Genomic DNA, 21,695 nt, shown 5'->3' with positions numbered 1-21,695 from the left:
CGGGACGACGGCGCCTCCCGCAGCGGTGCCCCTCCCTCCGCGAAGCGGTCGGGGAGAGCGGACACGGCCGGCCGAGTCAGGGCCGCCCGACGTGTCCGGAGCCGACCGCGACCACCGGGGAGCCGCTCCCGGACGGTCACTGTCGCCTCGCTCGGCTTGTTGCCGTTGACACAACCATGCCGGAGCGTTGTTAACCGCGTGATGCGGGGAGGTGACGCCGGTGTACCACTTCGCCCGTGGACGAATCCTGCACATCCGTCCGGCGGGCGCGGCCCGGTGACCGCGCGTCAGCGCGCCACCGGTGCCCGGGCGCGCCGGAGCGTCAGTGCGCGGCGCGACCGGTCAGGAAGCCGAGCAGGTCCTGCCGGGTGACGATGCCCTGCGGCTTGCCCTCGACCAGCACCACCGCGGCGTCGGCCTTCTCCAGGACGGTCATCAGGTTGGTGACCGTCTCGCCCGAGCCGACCACCGGCAGCGGCTTGGACATCACCTTGTCCAGCGCGTCGGTGAGCTCGATCTCCTTCGCGAAGATGCCCTCCAGCAGCAGCTTCTCCACGACCGAGCCGATCACCTCGCCGGCCATGATGTCCGGGTGGCCGGCGCCAGGGGAGACCACCGGCATCTGCGAGACGCCGTACTCGCGCAGCACCCGGACCGCCTCGGCGACCGTCTCGTTCGGGTGCATGTGGACGAACTGCGGGACGCCGCCCTGCTCGATGCTCTCCTTGCGGGCCAGCACCTCGCCGATGTGGGCCTCGTCGGTGGCCGAGGGCAGGAAGCCGTAGTCGGCCATCCAGTCGTCGTTGAAGATCTTCGACAGGTAGCCGCGGCCGCCGTCCGGCAGCAGCACCACGACGACGTCGTCCGGCCCGAGCTTCTTGGCGACCTCCAGTGCGGCGACCACGGCCATGCCGCAGGAGCCGCCGACCAGCAGGCCCTCCTCCTTGGCGAGGCGGCGGGTCATCTGGAAGGAGTCCTTGTCGGACACGGCGACGATCTCGTCCGCGACGCTGCGGTCGTAGGCGGTGGGCCAGAAGTCCTCACCGACGCCCTCGACCAGGTACGGCCGGCCGGTGCCGCCCGAGTAGACCGAGCCCTCCGGGTCGGCGCCGACCACCTTGACCTTGCCGCCGGACACCTCCTTCAGGTAGTTGCCGGTGCCGGAGATGGTGCCGCCGGTGCCGACGCCCGCGACGAAGTGGGTGATCTTCCCGTCGGTCTGCTCCCACAGCTCCGGGCCGGTGGAGTGGTAGTGCGAGGCCGGGTTGTCCGGGTTGGAGTACTGGTCCGGCTTCCAGGCGTTCGGGGTCTCGCGGACCAGGCGGTCGGAGACGTTGTAGTAGGAGTCCGGGTGCTCCGGGGCGACGGCGGTCGGACAGACGACCACCTCGGCGCCGTAGGCGCGCAGGGTGTTGATCTTGTCCGTGGACACCTTGTCGGGGCAGACGAAGATGCACTTGTAGCCCTTCTGCTGGGCCACGATCGCCAGACCGACACCGGTGTTGCCGGAGGTCGGCTCGACGATCGTGCCGCCCGGCTTGAGGGCGCCCGAGGCCTCGGCGGCCTCGATCATGCGCATCGCGATGCGGTCCTTGACCGAGCCGCCGGGGTTGAAGTACTCGACCTTCGCCAGCACCGTCGCGCTGATGCCCTCGGTGACCTTGTTCAGCTTGACCAGCGGCGTGTTGCCGACCAGGTCGATGATCGAGTTGTGGTACCGCACGGGGGTCCTCCCGGTCTATGGGCATGCGAGTGCTTTCGGTAGGGCAAAGCCTAGGCCGTGCCAGGCGCACCGGCCCTCCCCTCGTGCACACCGCCCCCAATGGCCCACCTCCCCTCCCGCCGCCGGCAGCCGCCGCGCCCCCACCGATCGGCCCACGCCGCCGGTAGCCGCACCCCCCAACCGGGTAAGAACGCCGTGCAGACATTTCGTGGCCCCTGGAGGGGGCGGCACGAGGACGCGAAGGGGGCACCGGATGCCAGGGGCACAGGTTTCTCGGGCCCGGGTGGCCCGTCGGATCGCCACCGCCGCGGCGTACGGCGGCGGCGGTCTCGGTCTGCTCGGGGTCGGCCTGGTGGGGCTGCTGCTGACCGAGGGCAGGCTCGCCATCCAGGCCATCGGCATCCTCGAAGGCGACCCGCCGAAGGCCGACGGCGTCTACGGCGAGGCCTTCGCGGACGCCGCCACCGGACCGCAGCCGCCGCTCGTGCTCGCCGTCTTCGGCGACTCCACCGGCGCCGGCCTCGGCGTGCTGCGCTCCCGCGACACTCCGGGGGCGCTGCTCGCGGCCGGTCTCGCCTCGGTCGCCGAGCGCCCGGTCCGGCTGGTGAACGCGGCCCGATCCGGCGGCCGGTCCGCCGATCTCTCGGGCCAGCTGGAGCAGGCGCTGCCGCACCGCCCCGACGTCGCCGTGATCATGGTCGGCGCGAACGACGTGACCCGCCACAGCCCGGCCCAGCTCGCCGTCCGCCAGCTCGGCGAGGCCGTCGCGGCGCTGCGGGCGAACGGCTGCGAGGTGGTGGTCGGCACCTGCCCCGACCTCGGGACGATCAAGCCGGTGCGCCCGCCGCTGCGCTGGGTGGCCCGCCGGCTGAGCCGGCAGCTGGCCGCGGCCCAGACCATCGCCGTGGTGGAGGCCGGGGGCCGGACGGTGTCGCTGGGCTCGCTGCTGGGGCCGGAGTTCGCCGCGCGGCCCGAGATGTTCGCGGCCGACCGCTACCACCCGTCCGCCCAGGGCTACGCGACGGCCGCGATGGCCGTCCTGCCGTCGGTCTGCGCCACGCTGGGCCTGTGGCCGGACGAGGAGCACCCGGCCGGTCCGGGGCGGGCCGAGACGGTGCTGCCGGTGGCGATGGCCGCGGCGGCCGCGGCGGGCCGGGCGGGCACCGAGGTGGCGGCGGTGGAGGCCGAGGGCGCGACCCGCCGGTGGGCGCTGCTGCGCAACCGCCTGCGGGGCGGCCTGCCGGGCGCGTGGGCGGTCGGCGCACCGGGCGCCGGGCTGCCCGGGGAGCCTCCCGCCGCTCCCGGGGGCACGTCGGCCAGCTCACACGCCGGTGCTGGTGACGCCTGACCTACCAGGCGGTAACTTTCCTCCCGGACGCCAGTCCGCCGTCAAGCCAGCGAGGAGCCCGTCATGCCCGAAGCCGTCATCGTCAGCGCCACCCGTTCGCCGATCGGCCGGGCGTTCAAGGGCTCGCTCAAGGACGTCCGCCCGGACGACCTGACCGCCCACGTCATCCAGGCCGCGCTGGCCAAGGTGCCGCAGCTGGACCCGCGCGACATCGACGACCTGATGCTCGGCTGCGGCCTGCCCGGCGGCGAGCAGGGCCACAACCTGGCCCGCATCGTGGCCGTCCAGATGGGCATGGACTACCTGCCCGGCGCGACGATCACCCGCTACTGCTCGTCCTCGCTGCAGACCACCCGCATGGCGCTGCACGCGATCAAGGCCGGCGAGGGCGACGTCTTCATCTCGGCGGGCGTCGAGACCGTCTCGCGCAGCGTCAAGGGCACCTCGGACGGCATGCCCGGCACCATGAACCCGCTCTTCGACGAGGCCCAGGCCCGCACCGCCAAGCGCGCCGAGGAGGGTGGCGGCGAGTGGCACGACCCGCGCGAGGACGGCCTGCTGCCGGACGCCTACATCGCGATGGGCCAGACCGCCGAGAACCTGGCCGCGCTCAAGGGCATCACCCGCGCCGAGCAGGACGAGTTCGGCGTGCGCTCGCAGAACCTCGCCGAGGCCGCGATCAAGGCGGGCTTCTGGGAGCGCGAGATCACCCCGGTGACGCTCCCGGACGGCACCGTGGTCAGCACGGACGACGGCCCGCGCGCCGGCGTCACGCTGGAGGGCGTGTCCGGCCTGAAGCCGGTGTTCCGCCCCGACGGCACGGTGACCGCCGGTAACTGCTGCCCGCTGAACGACGGCGCCGCCGCGCTGGTGATCATGTCCGACACCAAGGCCCGCGAACTCGGCATCACCCCGCTCGCCCGCGTCGTCTCCACCGGCGTCAGCGCCCTCTCCCCCGAGATCATGGGCTACGGCCCGGTCGAGGCCTCCAAGCAGGCGCTGCAGCGGGCCGGCCTGAGCATCGGCGACATCGACCTGGTCGAGATCAACGAGGCCTTCGCCGCCCAGGTCATCCCGTCCTACCGGGACCTCGGCATCGACCTGGACCGCCTGAACGTCAACGGCGGCGGGATCGCGGTCGGCCACCCCTTCGGCATGACCGGCGCCCGGATCACCACCACGCTGATCAACTCCCTGCAGTGGCACGACAAGCAGTTCGGCCTGGAGACCATGTGCGTCGGCGGCGGCCAGGGCATGGCGATGGTCATCGAGCGCCTCAGCTGACCCCGGCCGACCTCCAACTGCCGTCCGCCGCACCCCCGGAAGGGTCTGGACCACCCATTTGGAGTGACGCACAGTAATTGAGGGCCGGATCACACCGCGAGGTCGATCCGGCCCTCTTCCGGTTCGTTTCCGACCCGGAAATCGACACTGCGGAGCGGATCAACTCCGCAGCGTAGAACGGTACTACTTAACAATTTGGGGACAAGGGCGAAAGTCCGGGACGAATTAGACATTCGCCACTGCGGTCACACCCCCACATGCGGCAGTGTGGAGAGGTAACCCCGTTCCGCTCCTCGCTAGGAGTACGTTCCGTGAGCGCCGTCTACACCATCCTGCTGCTGATCCTGATCACCGTGTCGGCCGCCGTGCTGATCCACCTGCGCGGGCTCTCCCGCCGGCTGGACGCACAGGCCGCGGCCCAGGCCGCGCCGGCCGCGGTCGACGAGGCCGCGATACGCCGGGCCGTGACCGAGGCGCTCGCCGCCGACCGCGAGCGGGAGATCACCGAGGCCCGGGCGTTCTGGGCCGAGCAGGAGGCCCGCGCGGCCGAGGACGCGCCACTGTTCGACTCGCCCTTCACCGGCGCCTTCTCCGGCACCGACGAGTGGCCGCTCTTCTTCCCCCGCCCCACCGGCCCGCAGGACGCCGCCGACAACGCCGGGACGATGGACCCGGAGTTCGGCGAGGCGCTGCGCTCCGCGCTGGAGGACCTGATCACCGAGGGCGGCACCGCCCCGGCCGAGCCCGGCACCGACGGCGGCGCGCCGCTGCGCCCCGGGCACCCGGCCGGCGCCGAGGCCTCCGGTGACGCCCGCGCCCGCCGCGAGGCCGACCTGATCGCCACCGGCCTGGAGGCCGGACTGCTGGACGCCGAACCGGCCGTCGAGGACGCCCCGGTCGCCGCGCCGGACCCCCGCCGCCACCCCTCGCACCCCGACTTCGTGCCCAGCCAGGCGCCGTCCCGCGAGTGGACCGACACCCGGCTGGCCACCCTCGCCGACGAGGGCGTCGCCCTGATCGACGTGCGCCCGGGCCCGCTGGGCACGCTGGACGTGTACGCCTTCGCCGACGGCACCACGCTGTGCGTGGCCCCGGGCGACCGGGAGGCCGCCTACCGGCTGATCGACGCGGTCCGGGCCGGCGAGCACGTCCGGCTGCTGGGGGGCTCGCGCTTCTCCGGCTCGTACTCGCTGACGTTCTCCACCGACGAGGAGGCCGTCTACGTCCTCGCCGACCGGGTGGTCGCCAGCATCTGACACCCGCTCACCGCGCGTCGAAGCACGTCGCCGAAGGCCGCCCGGGTCAGCGGGGTTACCGACCCGGGCGGCCTTCGGCGTTCGCGCGCGCCCGGGAGGCGCCTACGCGCAGAGCGCCGCCGTCTCGCCGACCGCCTCGACCGCCCCGGCCAGCACCTCGGACACCCGCGCGGGGCCGCCGAGTTGCCGCGGCAGCGCCACCTCGGCGCCCTCCGGCAGGGCCGCGAGCGCGAGCGCCAGGTCGTGCCCGGCGACGGCCAGCTGGTCCCCCACCGCGAACGGGCCCGCGTCCGGGAAGTCCCGCTCCGGCCCGCCCTCCGTGGCACCGCCCAGCGCCGCCAGCCGGCGCGCCAGCGCCAGCACGGCCGCCGCCCGCGACGCGTGTCCGGGCACGGCGCCCAGCAGCTTGCTCTGCGGCAGCGAGCGGAAACGATCCGCCAGGGAGTCGACGGCTTCGACCAGGGGCTGTACGTCATGCATACCGAGAAGCCTAGGGCGAAAGACACGCCCTACGGGCCCCGAACGCCGCCGGGCCCCGGAGCGGTGTGCTCCGGGGCCCGGCGGCAGTGGGTGGCGGGATCCCCCGCCGGGGTCGTCGATCAGTCGTCGCCGCGCAGGATGGCGATCAGGCGCAGCATCTCGACGTAGATCCAGACCAGCGAGAGGGTGAGCCCGAAGGCGGCCCGCCAGGCCTCCTTCTGCGGAGCGCCCTGCGCGATGGCCTCCTCGATGGCCGCGAAGTCCAGCGAGAGGAAGAAGGCGCCGAGGCCGATGCCGATCAGGCCGACCACGATGCCCAGCGGGCCGGAGCGCAGGCCGAGGTCGGCGCCGAAGGCCAGCGCGATCACGTTGACCAGCATGAGCAGCACGAAGCCCATGGCGATCGCGATGCCGATCCGGGTGTACTTCGGGGTGACCCGGATCCTCCCGCTCTTGTAGGCGAACAGCATCGCCGCGAAGACCGCCGCCGTGCCCAGCACCGCCTGGATCGCGATGCCCGGCAACTTGACGTCGAGGGCGTGCGTGACGGCGCCGAGCGCGAAGCCCTCCAGGGCCGCGTACAGCAGGATCAGCGGCGGGCTGACGCTCCGCTTGAAGGAGACGACCAGGCCGACGACCATGGCCACCAGGCTGGCGCCGATCGCGACGCCGAAGTTCTCGAACGGCAGCGCGAACCAGGCCACCGCACCGGCGGCGACCAGGGTCAGCAGCGTCATGGCGGTGCGCGCGACCACGTCGTCGAGCGTCATCCGCCCGGTGGCCAGCGGCCCGGCGGACGGGCCGTTGTACATCGCGTACAGCTGCTCGTCGCTCAGCGGGGCCTGGCCCGGCTGCTGCTGGGCGTAGGGGCCGCTCGCGTAGGGGTTGTTGCCGTACGGACCCCCGGCCTGCGCGGTGGGCCCGAACCCCGCGTAGCCGGACTCGCGGGTGAAGGAACCCTCCCGCGAGAAGACCGGGTTGCTGCTTCTCATTGCTCATTCCCTCCGTGGCGGCACTGCACCGCCCCGGACCCAGGGTAATGGCTTGGCAAAAATATCGGGATACGCCGCGAGGATGATCCATCGGGAGGACGCTCGGCGGGGACGCCGGCGGCGCCCCCGCGCGTCGAGCGGTGCCCGGAGCCGGACTCGAACCGGCACGGCCTCGCGGCCAAGCAGTTTTAAGCTGCCCGTGTCTGCGTTCCACCATCCGGGCGTCCTGCGAACCACCCCTGAGCCTAGTCGCCCGGCTCACCCTTTCGCATGTTCCCAGCCCGGGAAGTTGTCATGTTTCCTTGCCATCTGACGAACAGTTCGAGATCCGGCCACGGAGCACACCGGTTCAGGCCACCACCCCGCCCTCAGGGTCGGTGTCATACCGCAGGAGGAGGGCGTCGGACACCCGTACGCCCAGGGGCGGTCGGGCCAACCGTCCGGCGGAGCGACGATAGACCATGATCACGCGGCGGAGCATGGAGGTACGAATCCGCTACCCGCAAGGAGCACCCCGTGACCTCGTCGACCGCAACCGCCGTCCGCACCGGCCGGGCGGCCGCCCGCGCCACCGGCCTGAACAAGGTCTACGGGGAGGGCGAGACCCGCGTCGTCGCCCTGGACAACGTCACCGTCGACTTCCCGCAGGGCGAGTTCACCGCCATCATGGGCCCCTCCGGCTCCGGCAAGTCCACCCTCATGCACTGCATGGCCGGCCTCGACACCGTCTCCTCCGGCTCCTCCACCATCGGCGACACCGAACTCGTCGGACTCAAGGACAAGCAGCTCACCCAACTGCGCCGCGACCACATCGGCTTCATCTTCCAGGCCTTCAACCTGCTCCCCACCCTCACCGCCCTGGAGAACATCACCCTCCCGACGGACATCGCCGGCCGCAAGACCGACAAGGCCTGGCTCGACCGCGTCGTCGACACCGTCGGCCTCTCCGGCCGCCTCAGCCACCGCCCCTCCCAGCTCTCCGGCGGCCAGCAGCAGCGCGTCGCCTGCGCCCGCGCCCTCGCCGGCAAGCCCGACATCATCTTCGCCGACGAACCCACCGGAAACCTCGACTCCCGCTCCGGCGCCGAGATCCTCTCCTTCCTGCGCAACTCCGTGCGCGAACTCGGCCAGACCGTCGTCATGGTCACCCACGACCCCGTCGCCGCCTCCTACGCCGACCGCGTCGTCTTCCTCGCCGACGGCCGCATCGTCGACGAACTCCACAACCCCACCGCCGACACCGTCCTGGACCGCATGCGCCGCTTCGACGCCAAGGGCCGCACCAGCTGACCTTCCGGCAACCGAACGCCCGCACTTGAACCCAGGACACCTCATGTATCGCACCGCACTGCGCAACGTGCTGGCCCACAAGGGCCGACTGCTGATGACGGCCCTGGCCGTCATGCTGGGCACCGCCTTCGTGGCGGGCACCATGGTCTTCTCCGACACCTTCGGCAAGGCCATGCGGGACAGCAACTCCAAGAGCTACTCGGACGTCTCGGTCCAGGTCGTGGACAACGCGGCCGGCTCCCGCGTCTCGGCCAAGGAGAAGAGCGAGAGCGGCTCCGCCACGCTCACCGACGCCACCGTCCAGCAGTTCGCCGCGCTGCCGGGCACCGCCGGCGCCCGTGGCGTGGTCAGCGGCTTCACCGGCGTCGCCGACCGCAACGGCAACCTGGTCGGCCAGTTCTGGGCCGCCAGGGGCGCCAACTTCACCCCGGGCCAGGACGGCGGGGACGCGCGCTACCCGATGGCCGAGGGCCGGGGGCCGGCGAACGGCAAGGAGATCGCACTCGACCGCAAGACCGCCGACAAGGCCGGTTACAAGGTCGGCGACACCGTCCGGGTGGCCGCCAACGGGCCGGTCATCGAGGCGAAGCTCACCGGGATCTTCACCACCGCCGACCCGGTGGTGAACTCCGGCGGCACGCTCACCCTGTTCGACCGCGCCACCGCCCAGCAGCTGCTCCTGGAGCCGGGCCGCTACAGCAGCATCGTGCTCACCGCCAAGCCCGGCACCACCGAGGACGCGCTGCTCGCCCAGGTCCAGCCCACGGTGCCGGCCGGCAGCCAGTTCGACGTCGAGACCGGGGCCAAGCTCAAGGCCGACGAGCAGAAGCAGATCGCCGAGGGCACCAACACCCTGCGCACCGTGCTGCTCGCGTTCGCCGGCATCTCGCTCTTCGTCGGCATCTTCATCATCGCGAACACCTTCACCATGCTGGTCGCCCAGCGCACCAAGGAACTCGCGCTGCTGCGGGCGATCGGCGCCAGCCGCAAGCAGGTCACCCGCTCCGTCCTGGTGGAGGCGCTGGCGATCGGTGTCGTCTCCGCCGTCGCCGGTCTGCTCGCGGGCGTCGGGATCGGCGCCGGGCTGCAGTCCCTCATGAGCACGCTGAACGCGGACATGCCGCAGGGCTCGCTGGTGATCAAGCCGCTCACCATCGGCGTGACCCTGCTGGTCGGTGTCCTGGTGACGGTGCTGTCGGCCCTGCTGCCGGCCATGCGCGCCTCCCGGATCGCCCCGGTGGCCGCGATGAGCAACGGCGACCAGCCGGTCAGTCAGAAGAGCCTGGTGGTCCGCAACACGATCGGCTCCCTCCTCGCCGCCGGCGGTCTCGCGCTGATCGGCTTCGGCGCCTCGACCGGCAACGACACCGGCCGGATGCCGGTCGCGATCGGCGCCTTCCTGGCCCTGATCGGCGTGTTCGTGCTGCTGCCGCTGCTCTCCCGTCCGGTCATCGCCCTGGTCGGCCCGGTGCTGCGCAAGCTGGCCGGCACCCCGGGCAAGCTGGCCCAGCAGAACGCCGTGCGCAACCCCCGCCGCACCGCCTCCACCGCAGCCGCGCTCACCATCGGCTTGACCCTGGTCACCGGCCTCACCGTGCTGGGCGCCTCGGTCACCGGCGTGATCGACCGGGCCATCACCGACTCGATGAAGGCCGACTACCTGGTCGGCACCGCCAACGGGATGGGCCTGTCCGACCAGGTGCCCGGCGAGATCGCCAAGGCCCCCGGGGTGGCGGCCTCCTCGCCGCTCACCTCCGTCTACTGGAAGCTCGACGGCACCAGCAAGGCGATCAGCGGCCTGAACGCGGACAGCTTCGACCAGCTCGCCTCGGTCAAGCTGACCAGCGGCTCCACCGCCGCCCTCGGCCAGGGCCGGCTCCTGGTGGACCAGGACGTCGCCACGAAGTTCAACGTCACCACGGGCTCGACCATGGCCGTGACCTTCCCGGACAAGTCCACCGGGCAGCTCACCGTCGGCGGCGTGTACGAGAAGGGCGGCATGCTCGGCCCGGTCGTCCTGGCCAACGGCGAGATCCTCAAGCACGAGCCGAAGGCACAGGTCACCGACGTCCTGGTCAAGGGCAAGGACGGCGCCACCGACGCGCTCAAGCAGTCCCTCAAGGACGCCACCGGTGCCAACCCGGTGATCGAGGTCAAGTCCAAGCAGGACGTCCGGGACCGCTTCAGCCAGTCCATCACCTTCATCCTGAACCTGATGTACGGCCTGCTGGCGATGTCCGTGCTGGTCGCGGTCCTCGGCGTGATCAACACGCTGGCGATGTCGGTCTTCGAGCGCAAGCGCGAGATCGGCATGCTGCGGGCGATCGGCCTGGACCGCCGGGGCATCAAGCGGATGGTCCGTCTGGAGTCCGTGGTGATCTCGCTGTTCGGCGCCGGGATCGGCGTGCTGCTCGGCTGCTTCATCGCCTGGGCCGTCAACGGCACCCTGAAGTCCAGCCTGGCCGGGCTCACCACGGTCGTGCCGTACGGCCAGCTGGCGCTCTTCCTGCTCCTTGCCGGACTGGTCGGCCTGGTGGCCGCGATCTGGCCGGCCCGCCGGGCGTCCAAGCTGGACATCCTGGAGAGCATCAAGACCGACTGACGGCCGGTCCGGGAACGCGGAAGGCCCCTGCCGGAGGGTTCGGCAGGGGCCTTCCAACTTCTGTACTCCGCCCGGTCGCACGGCCGGCTGAGCACCACGGAGGTCGTGGTCCGGCGACACTGCCGGGCGGAGGGCCTCCGACTCATACCCCGGTGCTCCCACACCGGGGTCTCAGTCGCTTACTTGCTCGCGAGTTCCTTCTCGGCGGCCGGCTTGGCGGCCTCCACGGGCTTCGTGGGCGGGGTGACCTCCTGGATGGGCAGGTACGGCTGCTCCATCTGGGACAGGCCGACCATCTCGCGCTTCAGGAAGACGGCGAGGGTCCAGTCGGTGAAGACGCGGACCTTGCGGTTGAAGGTCGGCACCATGGCGCCGTGGTACGCGCGGTGGAACCACCAGGCGAGGCGGCCCTTCAGCTTGAACTTGCCGAAGAGGATCGCGACACCCTTGTGCAGGCCCAGACCGGCGACCGCACCGAGGTTCTTGTGCTTGTACTCCTTCTGCGGGAAGCCGCGCATGCCGGAGATCACGTTGTCGCCGAGGACGACGGCCTGGCGGCAGGCGTGCTGCGCGTTCGGCGGGCACCAGGCGCCCTCGCCGGCGGCGAGGTCCGGCACCTGGGCGTTGTCGCCGGCGGACCAGACGTAGTCGAAGCCCTGGACCTGGAGGGTCGGCGCCGTGTCGACGTGGCCGCGCGGGCCCAGCGGCAGGCCGAAGTGGGCCAGCACCGGGTTCGGCTTCACGCCGGCCGTCCACACGATGGTGGAGGCGTCCATCTCCATGCCGTTCTTCAGCACGACGTGGCCGTCGACGCAGGAGTCCATGGAGGTCTCGATGTAGACCTCGATGTTGCGCTCGCCGAGCTTCTCCTTGGTCCACAGACCGAGGTCCGGGCCCATCTCGGGGAGGATGCGGTTGGCCGCCTCCACCAGGATGAAGCGCATGTCGTCGCGGCTGACGGTCTTGTAGATCTTGGCGGCGTCGCGCGCCATGTCCTCGACCTCGGCGATCGTCTCGACGCCGGCGAAGCCGCCGCCGATGACGACGAAGGTCAGGGCCTTGCGCCGGATCGCCTCGTCCGTGGTGGACTCGGCCTTGTCCAGCTGCGCCATGACGTGGTTGCGGAGGGCGATGGCCTCCTCAACCGTCTTCATGCCGATGCCGTTCTCCGCCAGACCCGGGATCGGGAAGGTGCGGGAGACCGAGCCGGTCGCGACGACGAGGTAGTCGAAGGGCAGCTCGTAGGAGTCGCCGGCCGCGGGCGCGATGGTGGCGACCTTGCGGGCGTGGTCCACAGCGGTCACGTGACCGGTGAGCACCTCCGCCTTCTTGAGGGCGCTGCGCAGGGGCGCGACGAGGTTGCGGGGCGCGACGTTGCCGCCGGCCGCCTCGGGGAGGAAGGGCAGGTACGTCATGTACGACCGCGGGTCGACGACCGTGACGGTCGCTTCGCCGTAACGCATCTTCTTGAGGATGCGCATCGCGGCATACAGGCCGACGTAACCACCGCCGACAATGAGGATGCGAGGACGCTCCGTGGTGCTCATATCCGAAAGTATCCAGCACCGTCCGGAGCAGCCTTCGTGAGCCCGGTCACAAGCGGATGGACACCCCGTGCTACACTGCGCGGCCACAAAACGGCCTCCTCGGGGACACCTCACCGCACCCGCGGGCACCCCGTGAGCACCCGGGGTCACACCACCCTGCTGAGCAGCAACGATCCGTACAGCACCCGGGTTCCCGCTTGTGATTTCGATTTTCAAACCTCAAGCGAGGCCTGACCTGCGATCCAACGGGCGACGCGCGGTGACAGCCTTCGGTCCCACAATTCGGACGTAGCGGACGAGCGGGTGCGACGAATGACTGGATCGCCATGTGAAGAAATTCACGAACTTTTCCGCCCGCACCCGGGCGCGCCCCGGCCCCGGCCCCCCGTTCGGGGTTCCGGAGCCGGTCGGGTAAGGCCCGCAACGGGTCAGGAGGCGATACTCCAGGCGATGCCGTCCAGGATGTCGTGCTCGCTCACGACGACCTCGGCGGCGCCGGTGCGCTCCATGATCTCCAGCAGCTCCAGCGCCCCGGCCGCGATCACGTCCACCCGGCCCGGGTGCATCGACGGGATCGCGGCGCGCTCGGCGTGGGTGGCGGCCAGCAGCTCGCGGGCGATCTCCGCGACCCGCTCCCGGCCGATCCGCGAGTGGTGGATCACCGCCGAGTCGTAGGCCGGCAGGTCCAGGGCGATCGCGGACACCGTGGTGACCGTCCCGGCGAGGCCCACCAGGGTGGCCGCGCCGGTCAGCGGGACGGCCTCCTCGGCCTTGTCCAGCTCGGCCCGCACGTGTGCCCTGGCCTCGGCGATCTGCTCCGCGGTGGGCAGCTCGGCGCCGCCGAAGTGCCGCTCGGTCAGCCGGACGCAGCCGATGTCCACCGAGCGCGCGGCCTGGACGTCGTCCGTGCCGAGCACGAACTCGGTCGAGCCGCCGCCGAGGTCGAACACCAGGTACGGCGCGGCGAACTGACCGCCGGTCAGCTCCTTGGTGGCGCCGACGAAGGACAGGTGCGCCTCCTCCTCGCCGCTGACCACCTCGGGCTCGACGCCGAGGATCTCGCGCACGCCCTTGACGTACTCGTCGCTGTTCTCGGCGTCCCGGGAGGCGCTGGTGGCGACGAAGCGGATGCGCTCCGGGCCGACCCCGAAGCCGTCGACGACCTCCCGGTACTCCCGGCAGGCCGCGAAGGTGCGGGCCAGCGCGTCCGGGTGCAGCCGGCCGGTGCGGTCCACGCCCTGGCCCAGCCGGTTGACGATCATCCGGCGGTCCAGGTCGGTGATCCCACCGGTCGCCGGGTCCAGGTCGGCGACCAGCAGCCGGATCGAGTTGGTGCCGCAGTCGATCGCGGCCACGCGGGTCGTGCTCACTCGGACTCCCGCGCCTCGGCCTCGTCGGCGGCGCGCTTCTTCGCGGCGCGCTCGGCGGTCTTCTGCTCCTTGGCGGCGATGACGGCCTCGTGGTCCTGGTCCTTGGCCCGGTTGCGCAGGACCCGCTCGCCGGCCGCCTCGACCTCGGCCGGGGAGACGCACGGGCCCTTGGCCCACCAGTCCTCCAGCATGCCGATCGCCTCGTCGCCGAGCGGGTTGACGCCCTCTCCGGCGGCCAGCGAGTGGCCGACCAGCACGTGCAGGCACTTGACCCGGTCCGGCATGCCGCCGGCGCTCGGGAAGCCCTCCAGCACCTCGATGGCGTCGCGCCGGGCGATGTAGTCCTCGTGCGCCTCCTGGTACGCGGCCGCCAGCTCCGGGTCCTCGGCCAGCCGGGCGGTCTGCTCCTTCATCACGCCGTCCGCCTCCAGGGTGCCGATCAGCGAGGCGGCCTTGGGGCAGGTCAGGTAGTAGAGCGTCGGGAACGGCGTGCCGTCGGGCAGCCGCGGGGCCGTCTCGACGACGTCCGGGTTGCCGCACGGGCAGCGGTGGGCCACGCCGCGCAGGCCGCGCGGGACCCGGCCCAGCTGGGCGGCGATGGCGGCGACGTCGGCGTCGGAGACGGCGGGGTGGTTCTCAGTGGTCATGGGGGGAGGGGTCTCCAGCGGGGGACGGTGGGAGGGGACGGGTCGACGGCGCGATGGGGGCCAGGGCCGCGGTGTCGGCGGCGTCCACCGAGTCCCAGACGCTGGAGTACCAGGGCTTGGCGGCCTTCACCGCGCCGCCGGCCGTGCCGTCGGAGGGGGCGGGCGGGGCGGCGGAGGACTGGGCGGCGCCCGCTCCGGCCGGATCCACGGCGATGTACGGGGTCTCCCCCGGCATCGCGTAGTGCAGCCGGGCACGGGCCTGCGCCTTGACGTACTCCGGGTCCTGCCAGCGGGCCTTGTCCCGGCGCAGCTGCTCGACCTGCTGCCGGGCGTGCTCGGCCTTCGCCCGCTGGGCGGAGATCTCGGCGCGCTGGGAGATGAACTGCCGCGTCGGGTAGGCGAGGATCGCCACCAGCGAGCAGAGCACCAGGACGAGGACGGTCGCCCGGCTCGTGAAGCGAGGACGGGCCGCCAAGCCCGGGATCCTCCAGCCAGCCATCTCCCGTTCCCCTCCTGGTCGCGACGGTGCCCCGCCGTCCACCCTACGGGGTGAACGGCGGGGCACCGGTCAGGCGTGCACCACCGGAGGTGTTCAGCCCTCGTGCTCGCTGTGCGTACTACTCCGCCGAACGGCTGTGCTCATTGCTCCGCGGAGCGACCGTGCTGATTACTCCGCAGAGCGTGATTACTCCGCGGAGCGGAAGCGCGGGAAGGCACCGCGGCCGGCGTACTCGGCGGCGTCGTCGAGGATCTCCTCGATGCGCAGCAGCTGGTTGTACTTGGCGACGCGCTCGGAGCGGGCCGGGGCGCCGGTCTTGATCTGGCCGCAGTTGGTGGCGACGGCCAGGTCGGCGATGGTGACGTCCTCGGTCTCGCCGGAGCGGTGCGACATCATGCAGCGGTAGCCGTTGCGCTGGGCCAGCTCGACGGCGTCCAGGGTCTCGGTCAGCGAGCCGATCTGGTTGACCTTCACCAGCAGCGCGTTGGCGGTGCCGGTCTCGATGCCCTTGGCCAGGCGGGCCGGGTTGGTGACGAACAGGTCGTCGCCGACCAGCTGGACCTTGTCGCCCAGCTTGACGGTCATGGCCTTCCAGCCGTCCCAGTCCGACTCGTCCAGCGGGTCCTCGATGGAGACCAGCGGGTAGGCGGCGACGAGCCCGGCGTAGTACTCGATGAGCTCCGCGGCCGAGAGGGCCTTGCCCTCGAACTGGTAGGCGCCGTCCTGGTAGAACTCGGAGGCGGCGACGTCCAGGGCCAGCGCGATGTCGCGGCCGGGCACGTAGCCGGCCTTCTGGATGGCCTCGGTGATGAGGTCCAGGGCCTCGCGGTTGCTGTCCAGGTTCGGCGCGAAGCCGCCCTCGTCGCCGAGGCCGGTGGACAGGCCGCGCTCCTTCAGGACGCCCTTGAGGGTGTGGTAGACCTCGACGCCCCAGCGGACGGCCTCGGAGAAGGACTCCGCGCCGATCGGGGCGATCATGAACTCCTGGATGTCGACGTTGGAGTCCGCGTGCGAGCCGCCGTTGAGGATGTTCATCATCGGGACCGGCAGGACGTGCGCGTTCGGGCCGCCCAGGTAGCGGAACAGCGGCAGGTCGCTCGCCTCGGAGGCGGCGTGCGCGACGGCCAGCGAGACGCCCAGGATGGCGTTGGCGCCGAGCGAGGACTTGTCCGGGGTGGCGTCCAGGTCGAGCATGGCCTGGTCGATCAGGCGCTGCTCGGTGGCGTCGTAGCCGACCAGCTCCGGGCCGATCTGCTCGATGACGGCCAGGACGGCCTTCTCCACGCCCTTGCCGAAGTAGCGGTTCTTGTCACCGTCGCGGAGCTCCAGCGCCTCGAAGGCGCCGGTGGAGGCACCCGACGGGACAGCGGCACGACCGGTGCTGCCGTCGTCGAGGCCGACCTCGACCTCGACCGTGGGGTTGCCACGCGAGTCGAGGATCTCACGGGCTACGACGACATCGATGGACGGCACGAGGCATCTCCTTGCGGAAGCAGGGTCCCGCTGACCAGTGGTGCGGCCGGCGGGATGATTGCGGAGTCGTTACGACCAGAGCCTAACCGCACGTGGTCCCGGGGCCACGCCGACCTCGGTCCCGTCTCAGCGTGTGGCCGGGCTACTTGCCGGTAGTTCACCTGGGCCCCCCGGGAAAAGGGGCGGAAGCGGACGAAGGGGGCCGATCCGGGGTCGGCCCCCTCCGTGGCGTGTCGCACCGGTTCCGGCCGGCGTCAGCCGAGGTGCAGCACCTGGCCGGGCAGGATCAGGTTCGGGTCGCCGCCGACGGTGCCGCGGTTGCCGTCGTAGACCGACTGCCAGCCGCCGTGCACACCCTGGGCGGACGCGATGCTCGACAGCGTGTCACCGGCGTGGACGGTGTAGTCGTGGCCGCCCTGCGGGGCGACGGCGGCGCGCGGGGCCTGCTGCTGCGGCTGGGCGTACTGCTGCTGGACCTGCTGCTGGGCGGCCTGCTGCTGGGCCTGGCCCGCGTACTGCTGGTAGACGCCCTGGTGGCTGGTCCAGTACCAGGTGCCGTTGTTCTGGTACCAGTACACCTTCGCGTCGGCGTCCCAGCCGGCCTTGCCGGAGAAGCCCGGGGCCTGCGGCTGCTGCTGGGCCTGCTGCGTGTGCTGCTGGTACTGCTGCTGGGCGGGCTTCTGAGCCGGCTTCGGCTGGGCCGGCTTCGCCGCGGGCTGCTGCTGCGCCGGCTGGGAGTGCTGCTGCGCGGCGGGCTTGGCGTCGGAGGTGTCGACGGCGGCGGGGGCGCCGCCCTTCGACAGGCCGGCCTTCTTCGAGCAGACCGGCCAGGCGCCCGGACCCTGCGAGGCCAGGACCTTCTCGGCCACCGCGATCTGCTGGCCCTTGGAGGCCTGGTTGGCCTGCGCCGCGTACGCGGTGCCGCCGAAGGCCTTCCAGGTGCTGGAGGTGAACTGCAGGCCGCCGTAGAAGCCGTTGCCGGTGTTGATGCCCCAGTCGCCGCCGCTCTCGCACTGGGCGACGGAGTCCCAGGCGGAGGCCGGGGCGGCGGAGGCGCCGGTGGCGGTGAGGATCGGCATCGCGAGTCCGACGCCGGCCACTCCGGCGACGGCGATGGCCTTCTCGGTCTGGGTGCGACGGCGGTGACGACCGGTTCCAACGAACAGCATGAAGGGGTCCCTCTCCGCACGCCTGCGAGGTGAGCTGTCGGGTTCGGACCGGGAGGTGGCCCGGCCGCCGTCTGCGGAAACGATTCCGCTCGGGCGGCTTCACCCCAAGCCGTGGAGGAACGGCAACAAACCTGGTTCCCCCGCCCCTGCCCAGGGTTCTGGTCGGTTTCCCGTGGCGCGGCGGGCAGGACTCGGCGTTCCGCACTCGGGGTCCGCAGCTGCGAACTCCAGGGAGAGTAGACAGATCCTCAGACCAATCACAAGCTCATATCGCAGACATCACACAGAAATTACGGCACGTGGTCGATCGCCTACCAACGGCGGCTGTTTGTCCCGATTGATGGGTGTTCATACGGCCGATCCGTACCGGTTCGCGACGTCCCGTCAGTGTGTCGGAGCGTCGGGAAGCGCGTGCGGTGAACGGCTCTCGGGACTGAATTCGACCGGAAGTTCGCGCAATCCGCGCATGATCAGGCCACCGCGCCACCGCAGGTTCTCCGGGCTTTCCGCCAGCGCGATATCGGGCAGCCGGGACAACAGCGTGGCCAGCGCCGACCGGCCTTCGAGCCTGGCCAGCGGGGCGCCGATGCAGTAGTGGATGCCGTGCCCGAAACCCAGGTGCGGGTTGTCCGCCCGGGCCAGGTCCAGGGTGTTCTCGTCCGAGAACCTGGCCGGATCCCGGTCCGCCGCCGCCAGCACCACGAGCACCGGGTCGCCGACCGGGATGTCCACCCCGCCGATGGTCAGCGGGTGGGTCGCGAACCGCCACGTCGCCAGCTCCACCGGACCGTCGTAGCGCAGGAGTTCCTCGATCCCGGTCTCCAGCAGCGCCGTCTCGCCCCGCGCCACCGACTCCTGCAGCAGGCGGCGCTGCTCCGGGTTGCGCAGCAGCGCGTACGTCCCGTTGCCGATCAGGTTGACGGTCGTCTCGAAGCCGGCGAACAGGAGGATGAACGCCATCGCGGCGGCCTCGTTCTCGGTGAGGTGCTCGCCGTGGTCGCTCGCCCGGATCAGGCCCGAGATCAGGTCGTCCCCGAGGTCCGCCCGCTTGCGGTGGATCAGCTCCAGCAGGTACGCCCGCATCCGCTTCACCGCCCGCCCCACGCCGCCGCGTTGGCCGCCCCCGTGGCGGATCATCATGCCGGCCCAGTCACGGAAGTCGTCCTGGTCCTCGGCCGGCACGCCGAGCATGTCGCAGATCGCGTAGATGGGGAGCGGGAACGCGAACTCGTGGATGAGGTCCGCCGAACCGCGCTGCGCGAAGCCGTCGATCAGGCGGTCGGTGAGCTGCTGCACCCGCGGCTCGAACTCGGCCACCCGGCGCGGCGTGAACGCCTTCGACACCAGGCGGCGCAGCCGGGTGTGGTCCGGCGGGTCGATGTTCAGCAGGTGCGTCATCAGGTCCGCCTGCCGCTCCCCCGGGATCCCGACCCGGCCGGTGCGGTGCGCCTGCTCGCTGTGGTGCGCCGGGTTCTTCGACAGCCGGCCGTCCGCCAGCGCCTGCCGCGCGTCCGCGTACCGCGTCACCAGCCAGGCGTCCACCCCGCTCGGCAGCGTGGTGCGGTGCACCGGGGCGTGCTCGCGCAGCCACGCGTACGCCGGGTACGGGTCGGCGGCGAACTCCCACGTGAAGAGCGGCGGGCGGGCGGCGTCGGGCTGAACTGGCATGGGACGACCGTATCCGGTGGGTCGGGGGCACCCCGCCATCTACGGTGAGTGACCGGATCGTCAACGACCCGCGGACCGTTCCTCAACGCCCCGCGAACGGCCCGTGGACAGTGCGTGGACGGGTTTTGGACAGCTCTTGGACGGTGGGCAGGCGTGAGCCTGGTCACCTGAGGGGTAACCCCTGTTGCGGAGGGTCAGGACCTGCCTACGATCCTCGGCAGAAATCGTGGGCGTCAGTGCGGACCGCCCACAGGGAGGAGCGCACCATGCGGGTCACCGGGGCAGTCGTCGTCATCGCGGTACTCGACGGCGGGTCGGGAGCCGACCTCGCCCGCCGGTTCACCGCGGCCGGCGCCGCCGGAGTGCTGATCGCCGACCAGCGGGCCGGCGTCGCCGAGGACCTCGCCGGCGAACTCGACCGGCCCGGCTGCCCCGTCGTCGGCGTCGGCGGGGACGTCCGCCGCCCCAGCGACGTCGCCGCGCTCGTCGACACCGCCGAGAAGCACCTCGGGCCGATCGACCTGTTCTGCGTCGCCGGCCCGGACGGCGAGCGGATCATCTCCCTCGCCGACCTTCCCGACCACCTCGGCCTGGAGCGCCTCGCCGAACTCGTCGCCCTCGTCGGCGAGGCCATCGGCGAGGTCGTCCTGCCCCAGCCGCGGACCACCGTCCAGGACGCGGTGACGGCGGCCTGAGGCCCTTCCCCTTCCCCCGCGTCTACTCCGGCTTGAGGCCCTCGGCCTCGCGGACCGCGTCCCGGTAGGCGCGCGCCGCCGCGCGCAGCGCCGCGTCCACGTCCACCCCCGCGTCGTGCGCCCGCTGCGCCACGGCCAGCAGCAGCCTGCCCGCGGACTCCTCCGTGAGCTCCGCGGGCAGCTCGTACGACTCGTCCGGCACGCCCTCGAACCCGGCCCGGCGCACCCGCGACACCAGCTTCGCCGCGTACGCGAGCGACGGCAGCCCGGCCGGCACGCCGTCCAGCACCGACTCGCGGTCCGCCTTCTCGGCCGCCTTCAGCTGCTCCCAGTTCGCCTCGACCTCGGCGGCGCCCTCCGCCTCGACGTCCCCGAACACGTGCGGGTGCCGGTACATCAGCTTCTCGACCAGGTCACCGGCCACGTCGTCGATCGAGAAGGCGTCGGTCGGGTGCTCCTCGGCGATCCGCGAGTGGAAGAACACCTGGAGCAGGACGTCCCCCAGCTCCTCGCGCAGCGTCTCCCGGTCCCCCTCCTCGATCGCCTCGACCAGCTCGTACGCCTCCTCGACCAGGTACTTCACCAGGCTCGCGTGCGTCTGCTCGGCGTCCCACGGGCAGCCGTCCGGCGAGCGCAGCCGGTCCATCACCGAGACCAGGTCCAGCAGGCGGGCGCCGGGCAGGTCGTACGACCCCGGCAGCACCTCGATCTCCGGCACCTCCCCCGCGTGCTCCACGGCCAGGCGCGCCAGCGCCGCGGTGAGGCCCGGGTCCCCGTCGGGGCTGCCCAGCCACACCGTGGGGGCCCGGCCGGCGGGCTCCTCGGTCAGCAGCCGCGCCAGCGCTGGCGCCGAGGCCGGCTCCACGATCTCCACGTCCACCCCGGCCTGCCGCACCGCGGCCACCTGCGGATGCCCGGCGTCCCCCGCCAGCACCCGCCCCGCCGACCGCAACGCCTCCCATGCCGGCCACGCCAGCAGCCCGGGGGCCACCCGGTGGGTGGTGGTGAGCAGGATCAACTTCGCGCCCGGAGTATTCGTCGTCACACCCCGAACTTACCCGCCCCGGCCCCCTGCCCGACCAGCAGAACCCGATCCGGACCACCGTCCCGCGGATCTCCGGGAAGTCGCCCCCGGCGTCTCGCCTCGGCACAGGGCTCCGCTTCTCACACTGGACTCGAAGACCAGGCACACGAAGTCGGGCAGGGCGACTCCCCACGCGCCCCACACGAGAAGTCGGCCCCGCCGACCTCCCGCGCCATCGGGCCTCGCACAGAGCCGCTTCCCCGCATCCGGGGCCCTGCACAGGAAGTCGGCCCCATCGACTTCCTGCGCCGCAGCCCGAAACGAGGCTCCGCACAGGAAGTCGGCCGGGCCGACATCCGGCACACCCCGCCATCCCCGGACGCGGGCCTCCACAGGAAGTCGGCGCCATCGACTTCCTACAGCGCGGCCCAGTGGGCGGGGACGATGCCGCCGGCCTCCCACGCTGAGGTGGACGCCAGAAGACCGAAGCACAGGAAGTCGGCCCCAACGACTTCCTACGGCGCAGCCCAGCGGGCGGGGACGATGCCGCCGGCCTCCCACGCTGAGGTGGACGCCAGAAGACCGAAGCACAGGAAGTCGGCCCCAACGACTTCCTACGGCGCAGCCC

16 protein-coding genes, 1 tRNA gene, 1 pseudogene and 1 riboswitch are annotated in these 21,695 nt (G+C 71.9%); of the genes and pseudogenes, 6 read left to right on the top strand and 12 right to left on the bottom strand.

The features are described 5' to 3' along the window. Positions 1-322: 322 nt before the first annotated feature. Positions 323-1,723 carry a cystathionine beta-synthase gene (locus tag ACFVSN_RS31165; RefSeq protein ID WP_380497195.1) on the bottom strand — a complete coding sequence of 467 codons (1,401 nt, stop codon included), beginning with the start codon at positions 1,721-1,723 and terminating at the stop codon, positions 323-325. Positions 1,724-1,976: 253 nt separating this feature from the next. Between ACFVSN_RS31165 and ACFVSN_RS31160 the strand changes: the two genes are divergently transcribed. From ACFVSN_RS31160 to ACFVSN_RS31150, 3 genes are all read left to right on the top strand, one after another. After that, positions 1,977-3,071, top strand: coding sequence for an SGNH/GDSL hydrolase family protein (locus ACFVSN_RS31160; RefSeq protein ID WP_387957035.1), 1,095 nt, complete (start codon positions 1,977-1,979; stop codon positions 3,069-3,071). 63 nt (positions 3,072-3,134) lie between these two features. After that, positions 3,135-4,355, top strand: coding sequence for an acetyl-CoA C-acetyltransferase (locus ACFVSN_RS31155; protein WP_380441532.1), 1,221 nt, complete (start codon positions 3,135-3,137; stop codon positions 4,353-4,355). Positions 4,356-4,666: 311 nt separating this feature from the next. Then, the gene (locus ACFVSN_RS31150; protein WP_380441530.1) at positions 4,667-5,611 is read left to right on the top strand and encodes a hypothetical protein; all 945 of its coding nucleotides are present in this window, start codon (positions 4,667-4,669) and stop codon (positions 5,609-5,611) included. A gap of 102 nt (positions 5,612-5,713) precedes the next feature. Here the strand turns inward: ACFVSN_RS31150 and ACFVSN_RS31145 are convergent, their stop codons facing one another. The 3 genes from ACFVSN_RS31145 to ACFVSN_RS31135 form a co-directional block, all read right to left on the bottom strand. Next, positions 5,714-6,091: a hypothetical protein gene (locus ACFVSN_RS31145; protein ID WP_387957034.1), complete on the bottom strand. Its 378-nt coding sequence runs from the start codon at positions 6,089-6,091 to the stop codon at positions 5,714-5,716. A gap of 119 nt (positions 6,092-6,210) precedes the next feature. Beyond that, positions 6,211-7,083, bottom strand: coding sequence for a Bax inhibitor-1/YccA family protein (locus ACFVSN_RS31140; protein WP_380441527.1), 873 nt, complete (start codon positions 7,081-7,083; stop codon positions 6,211-6,213). Between the two features lie 141 nt (positions 7,084-7,224). Beyond that, positions 7,225-7,306: transfer RNA gene (locus ACFVSN_RS31135), tRNA-Leu, on the bottom strand. Positions 7,307-7,599: 293 nt separating this feature from the next. On the opposite strand from ACFVSN_RS31135, the gene ACFVSN_RS31130 reads away from it, so the two are divergent. Together ACFVSN_RS31130 and ACFVSN_RS31125 are read left to right on the top strand one after the other, a co-directional pair. After that, positions 7,600-8,373, top strand: a complete 774-nt coding sequence (locus tag ACFVSN_RS31130) for an ABC transporter ATP-binding protein (RefSeq protein WP_387957033.1) — start codon at positions 7,600-7,602, stop codon at positions 8,371-8,373. Positions 8,374-8,416: 43 nt separating this feature from the next. After that, positions 8,417-10,975: an ABC transporter permease gene (locus ACFVSN_RS31125; RefSeq protein ID WP_387957032.1), complete on the top strand. Its 2,559-nt coding sequence runs from the start codon at positions 8,417-8,419 to the stop codon at positions 10,973-10,975. A gap of 179 nt (positions 10,976-11,154) precedes the next feature. Here the strand turns inward: ACFVSN_RS31125 and ACFVSN_RS31120 are convergent, their stop codons facing one another. The 7 genes and pseudogenes from ACFVSN_RS31120 to ACFVSN_RS31090 form a co-directional block, all read right to left on the bottom strand. After that, entirely contained in the window at positions 11,155-12,522 is a 1,368-nt protein-coding gene (locus tag ACFVSN_RS31120; RefSeq protein ID WP_359968203.1) for an NAD(P)/FAD-dependent oxidoreductase, read from the bottom strand. Positions 12,523-12,950: 428 nt separating this feature from the next. Beyond that, on the bottom strand, positions 12,951-13,892 hold the full coding sequence (locus tag ACFVSN_RS31115; RefSeq protein ID WP_387602174.1) for an exopolyphosphatase: 942 nt from the start codon (positions 13,890-13,892) through the stop codon (positions 12,951-12,953). 125 nt (positions 13,893-14,017) lie between these two features. Next, a pseudogene (locus tag ACFVSN_RS31110) lies at positions 14,018-14,557 on the bottom strand (DUF501 domain-containing protein); the annotation flags it as partial. After that, complete coding sequence (locus ACFVSN_RS31105) at positions 14,529-15,014, bottom strand: septum formation initiator family protein (protein ID WP_380446268.1); 486 nt, start codon at positions 15,012-15,014, stop codon at positions 14,529-14,531. The pseudogene ACFVSN_RS31110 and the gene ACFVSN_RS31105, both read right to left, overlap by 29 nt. Positions 15,015-15,224: 210 nt before the next feature. Beyond that, on the bottom strand, positions 15,225-16,511 hold the full coding sequence (eno, locus tag ACFVSN_RS31100; RefSeq protein WP_380446267.1) for a phosphopyruvate hydratase: 1,287 nt from the start codon (positions 16,509-16,511) through the stop codon (positions 15,225-15,227). A 254-nt stretch (positions 16,512-16,765) separates the two neighbouring features. Further along, complete coding sequence (locus ACFVSN_RS31095; RefSeq protein ID WP_387957031.1) at positions 16,766-17,680, bottom strand: transglycosylase family protein; 915 nt, start codon at positions 17,678-17,680, stop codon at positions 16,766-16,768. A gap of 5 nt (positions 17,681-17,685) precedes the next feature. Continuing rightward, a riboswitch (cyclic di-AMP (ydaO/yuaA leader) is annotated at positions 17,686-17,854 on the bottom strand. A gap of 210 nt (positions 17,855-18,064) precedes the next feature. Continuing rightward, positions 18,065-19,348 carry a cytochrome P450 gene (locus ACFVSN_RS31090; protein WP_380446265.1) on the bottom strand — a complete coding sequence of 428 codons (1,284 nt, stop codon included), beginning with the start codon at positions 19,346-19,348 and terminating at the stop codon, positions 18,065-18,067. Between the two features lie 266 nt (positions 19,349-19,614). Here ACFVSN_RS31090 and ACFVSN_RS31085 point away from each other — a divergent pair, with 266 nt between their 5' ends. After that, positions 19,615-20,043, top strand: a complete 429-nt coding sequence (locus tag ACFVSN_RS31085; RefSeq protein ID WP_380508682.1) for an SDR family NAD(P)-dependent oxidoreductase — start codon at positions 19,615-19,617, stop codon at positions 20,041-20,043. Positions 20,044-20,065: 22 nt separating this feature from the next. Here ACFVSN_RS31085 and ACFVSN_RS31080 read toward each other — a convergent pair whose 3' ends face one another. Continuing rightward, positions 20,066-21,088, bottom strand: a complete 1,023-nt coding sequence (locus tag ACFVSN_RS31080) for a MazG family protein (RefSeq protein WP_387602180.1) — start codon at positions 21,086-21,088, stop codon at positions 20,066-20,068. Positions 21,089-21,695: the final 607 nt, after the last annotated feature.

The organism is Kitasatospora sp. NPDC057904 (genome assembly GCF_042887925.1).
Taxonomy (GTDB): domain Bacteria; phylum Actinomycetota; class Actinomycetes; order Streptomycetales; family Streptomycetaceae; genus Kitasatospora.
This window is presented reverse-complemented; position numbering and strand designations above follow the sequence as displayed.

Excerpts from the sequence above, each read along its gene's own strand:
- ACFVSN_RS31160 (WP_387957035.1), top strand. The coding sequence starts at position 1,977 with ATGCCAGGGGCACAGGTTTCTCGGGCCCGGGTGGCCCGTCGGATCGCC.
- ACFVSN_RS31155 (WP_380441532.1), top strand. The coding sequence starts at position 3,135 with ATGCCCGAAGCCGTCATCGTCAGCGCCACCCGTTCGCCGATCGGCCGG.
- ACFVSN_RS31145 (WP_387957034.1), bottom strand. The coding sequence starts at position 6,091 with ATGCATGACGTACAGCCCCTGGTCGAAGCCGTCGACTCCCTGGCGGAT.
- ACFVSN_RS31140 (WP_380441527.1), bottom strand. The coding sequence starts at position 7,083 with ATGAGAAGCAGCAACCCGGTCTTCTCGCGGGAGGGTTCCTTCACCCGC.
- ACFVSN_RS31125 (WP_387957032.1), top strand. The coding sequence starts at position 8,417 with ATGTATCGCACCGCACTGCGCAACGTGCTGGCCCACAAGGGCCGACTG.
- ACFVSN_RS31120 (WP_359968203.1), bottom strand. The coding sequence starts at position 12,522 with ATGAGCACCACGGAGCGTCCTCGCATCCTCATTGTCGGCGGTGGTTAC.
- ACFVSN_RS31095 (WP_387957031.1), bottom strand. The coding sequence starts at position 17,680 with ATGCTGTTCGTTGGAACCGGTCGTCACCGCCGTCGCACCCAGACCGAG.
- ACFVSN_RS31090 (WP_380446265.1), bottom strand. The coding sequence starts at position 19,348 with ATGCCAGTTCAGCCCGACGCCGCCCGCCCGCCGCTCTTCACGTGGGAG.
- ACFVSN_RS31085 (WP_380508682.1), top strand. The coding sequence starts at position 19,615 with ATGCGGGTCACCGGGGCAGTCGTCGTCATCGCGGTACTCGACGGCGGG.